This window comes from Phenylobacterium sp. CCH9-H3 (assembly GCF_001557235.1).
In the GTDB taxonomy this organism is placed as follows: Bacteria; Pseudomonadota; Alphaproteobacteria; order Caulobacterales; family Caulobacteraceae; genus Phenylobacterium.
The window spans coordinates 1-3199 of record NZ_LSJI01000285.1; the positions used below are offsets into that span (position 1 = coordinate 1).

Annotated in this window: 5 protein-coding genes; 1 reads left to right on the forward strand and 4 read right to left on the reverse strand. The window is 67.4% G+C overall.

Annotated elements, in window-relative coordinates; all coding sequences use genetic code 11:
- Nucleotides 1-58: 58 nt before the first annotated feature.
- The 4 genes from AX721_RS25470 to AX721_RS25485 form a co-directional block, all read right to left on the reverse strand.
- Nucleotides 59-1510 carry an IS1182 family transposase gene (locus AX721_RS25470; RefSeq protein WP_231733458.1) on the reverse strand — a complete coding sequence of 484 codons (1452 nt, stop codon included), beginning with the start codon at nucleotides 1508-1510 and terminating at the stop codon, nucleotides 59-61.
- 118 nt (nucleotides 1511-1628) lie between these two features.
- Complete coding sequence (locus AX721_RS25475; RefSeq protein ID WP_197422718.1) at nucleotides 1629-1919, reverse strand: hypothetical protein; 291 nt, start codon at nucleotides 1917-1919, stop codon at nucleotides 1629-1631.
- Between the two features lie 82 nt (nucleotides 1920-2001).
- On the reverse strand, nucleotides 2002-2253 hold the full coding sequence (locus tag AX721_RS25480; protein ID WP_068878768.1) for a GDCCVxC domain-containing (seleno)protein: 252 nt from the start codon (nucleotides 2251-2253) through the stop codon (nucleotides 2002-2004).
- Nucleotides 2250-2663, reverse strand: coding sequence for an MFS transporter permease (locus AX721_RS25485; protein ID WP_068878769.1), 414 nt, complete (start codon nucleotides 2661-2663; stop codon nucleotides 2250-2252). The genes AX721_RS25480 and AX721_RS25485 overlap by 4 nt, the downstream gene beginning before the upstream one ends.
- 84 nt (nucleotides 2664-2747) lie before the next feature.
- Here AX721_RS25485 and AX721_RS25490 point away from each other — a divergent pair, with 84 nt between their 5' ends.
- Nucleotides 2748-3149 carry a helix-turn-helix domain-containing protein gene (locus tag AX721_RS25490; RefSeq protein ID WP_068878770.1) on the forward strand — a complete coding sequence of 134 codons (402 nt, stop codon included), beginning with the start codon at nucleotides 2748-2750 and terminating at the stop codon, nucleotides 3147-3149.
- The last annotated feature ends 50 nt before the right edge of the window (nucleotides 3150-3199 follow it).

The window sequence follows — 3199 nt, forward strand, 5'->3', positions numbered from 1 at the left end:
CAGGCTGTGCCAAAACTCGCCGGCCGCCCTGGCGTGGACGCCGCATCGAGCCGGCCGTTTAGGCCGACGGTGTCAGGCGCGCCGGACCGAAGACATTCACCGCGTGGATGATGTTGAAGGCCAGGATGGAGAGCGCTGCCTCTGCCTTTACTGCTCTGAGGCCGCGGGTAAGGAACCGACCACCTCCCGACATTCGCTTGATCGTGCCGAACGGGTGCTCAACCGTGCATCGGCGCGTCACCATCAGGCTTGGATTGGCGTAGATCCTCGCCTCCATGCGATCGAGCGCCGCCTGGTCGAACAGGCGATGGATCGTCCGTTGGGCGCCCGCTGTGCATCTCGGCTTCAGGCGGCAGTCCCTGCAGGCGGTCGTTCGATATCGGATGGCGCGATTGCGGGTGTGTTTGCCGGAGGGCTTCATCGTCTGACCCGCCGGGCAGCGGATGGTGTCTGACGCCTCATCAAATGCGAACTGGGTCGGCCGAAAGAAGTCGGTGTTCATCGCGCCGCGCTTGATCGGCGCCGCGACCTCGATTCGATCGTGCTCGCACGCCGCTATCGCCTGGGCGTTCGAGTAGCCGCCGTCCGCCAGAACAGTCAGGCGGTCGACCTGCAGCACTTCCATCGTCGCCAGCGACATTGGGTGCAGGAGTTGGCTGTCGTTCGCTTCGTTGGCGACGTCGTGGTGGACGATCAGACCGCTATCTACGTCCACGACGCTTTGCATGTTGTAGCAGGGCATCTTGGGTGAGTGGGCGTAGCCCATCGGCCTCGCGTCGGGCTCGCCGAAGACCAGCACCTTTTCGGCGCGTTCCACCAAGATTTCTTGCCGGCGCGCCAGCCGATCCTTCCGCCGGCTCAACGCGGCGATCGCGTCAGTGAAGGCCTGCCGGTGAACCGGTTGGTCGTCGAAGCCCTGGGTCACGGCTTCGTCCATGGCGTCGAGCCGGTCCAAGTAGTAGGCGATCTCCTTCTCGGTATGTGCGACGTCGCGAGCCAGCCGCTCGGCGCCGGCGATGTTCTTCGGGCTGGCGACGGCCCGCATCTTCGTCCCGTCCAGCGCCACCATCCGGCCGGTGATGAGCCCGCCGTCGAGGCAGAACTGGATGAATGCCGCGCTCGCCGCAACGATGGCCTCGGGGTTGTCGTGCCGGAAGGCGGCGATGGTGCGATAGTCCGGCGCGAGCTGCTTCATGAGCCACAGCGCTTCAAGGTCGCGGATGCAGGCCCGCTCGAGGTGCCTGGAAGAGCGAACCTGGTTGAGATAGCCCCAGACATACAGCCGAAGCATGTCCCCGGGATGGTAGCCGGGCCGGCCGGTCGCCGCCGCGACGGTGCGAGCAAAGCCGAGTTCTGCGAGGTCGAGACTACCAACGAACGCGTCGACAACTCGCACCAGTGATTCGGGAGCGACATAGTCATCGATGCAGGGAGGCAGCAGGCTTACCTGTGTCCGATCTGTTCCTTCCAAGAAGCTCACGAGAACCCTCACGGCAGTTTCGTAGCTCATTGATTCTACTGTGATTTGGTCGCCAATTCCACTTGGCAAGGCCGAGGTCCACTCGGCGGCAGGTTTCGACGCGGGGCGCCGACGGCGGGAGCGTAGCGGGTATTCAGCCGATTGGTCGCTATGGCCGCCCGAACTTGCCCCATAGACGCTCGCTGCCCCACCAGAGGACCACGAAGCCTATGAGGGTTGCGCCCCCGAGGAAGCTCCAACCGTGTGGGCCAAACGGTGCCGCGCCTGCGGCGTAGGCGACCACCAAGCCTGCCATCGCCAGGAGGTAGGGGCCCGTCACGCGGCAGTGGATGCGGCCGCACCGCCGGGCGTTCAGCAGACAGGCGAAGCCCATCCAGACCAGCATGCCCGCCCAGACGGCTGCGCGAAGCGTGGGCTCCAGCAGGAGGGCTGCGAGCATCGCTGCGCCGGGGAGCGCCCAGAGCGCGATGAAGGCGCGCGTGTCGCTGGCCCAATCTTTGGCACCGCCAACCGCGTCGCACTTACCCATCGCGGCCGCCGCTGCAGCAGGCGGCGGCCCCACCGCTGGCCCCTGCTTCTTGGATGGGCGGACAGGGCACGTCCGCGTAAGAGCAGAAGACGCAGCAGTCGCCCGGCTTGGGCTTGAGGACGACGCCGCAGCCCTGGCAGTCGTAGAAGTACTGGCAGGCGTCGGTCGGCATGGTCTCGGTCGCCTGGTGGCCGCAGTGCGGACAGGTGAGCGTAGAGCGGAGCTCAATCTGCACGTCGCTCATCCGCGGGCGCTCCGGATCAGCGCCAGGGCCCAGGGCTCGACGATAGGCTGCCAGATCAGAGCAAGCAGAACGAGGACGGTGGCCGCACCGAGCATGGCGATCCCCAGCCGTGATGGCGCAGCGCAGCTGCTATCGACCCGGCACGTCCGCGCCCGGCGCCAGGTGACGACCCAGCCCACGCTGATCAAGGCCAGCGCCCCGAGCGTAAACCAGGTGCGCTGACCGGCGACCCAGCCCAGACCGCCCAGCCCAAGGCCAGCCAGCGCCAACGACATCGGTAGGACGCAGCATGCGGCCCAGGCGAAGACCGCTCCGGCCGCAGCGGCGACCGCCGCCCAGTTCAAGGCGGTCTCGGCGGGCTTGCCGCCCTGTCCTTCCCGTCGGACTCGAAGCCCGCTGCTTGCCGTCACGCCGTCGTCTCCTGGTGCAATGACGACTAGGATGCCATCTGTAGCGACTACAGACTCAAGCCCTAATCGAAAGCCGCGCTCCCCATGGCCGACCAGGCGATCCAGATCGGCGAGCTCTCACGCCGCACGGGCTGCAACATCGAGACGATCCGCTACTACGAGCGGATCGGCCTGATGCCGGCCCCGCCCCGGCGCGGCCGCTATCGCAGCTACGGTGGCGACGACGTGGGCCGCCTGGGCTTCGTGCGTCGGGCGCGGGAGCTGGGCTTCACGCTGGACGAGGTTCGCGCGTTGCTGGCGCTCGCCGCCGGCGGCCAGGCGTCCTGCGCGGAGGTCAGGGATCTCGCGGCCTCGCACCTGCAGGACGTGCGTGCGCGCATCGCCGACCTCAAGCGAATGGAGCGGGTCCTCGCCGGCTCGGTACGGGCCTGCGAGGCCGGTCAGGACTCAGGCTGCCCGCTGATCCACGCGCTGTACGCCGCGTAAGCGACGGCGACGCGGCCGGCGCCGCTCGCCATCGGTTTTTGCACAGCCTG

Bases quoted from the DNA above. Each gene is read 5' to 3' on its own strand.
- AX721_RS25470 (WP_231733458.1), bottom strand. From the start codon at position 1,510: ATGAGCTACGAAACTGCCGTGAGGGTTCTCGTGAGCTTCTTGGAAGGA.
- AX721_RS25475 (WP_197422718.1), bottom strand. From the start codon at position 1,919: ATGCTCGCAGCCCTCCTGCTGGAGCCCACGCTTCGCGCAGCCGTCTGG.
- AX721_RS25480 (WP_068878768.1), bottom strand. From the start codon at position 2,253: ATGAGCGACGTGCAGATTGAGCTCCGCTCTACGCTCACCTGTCCGCAC.
- AX721_RS25490 (WP_068878770.1), top strand. From the start codon at position 2,748: ATGGCCGACCAGGCGATCCAGATCGGCGAGCTCTCACGCCGCACGGGC.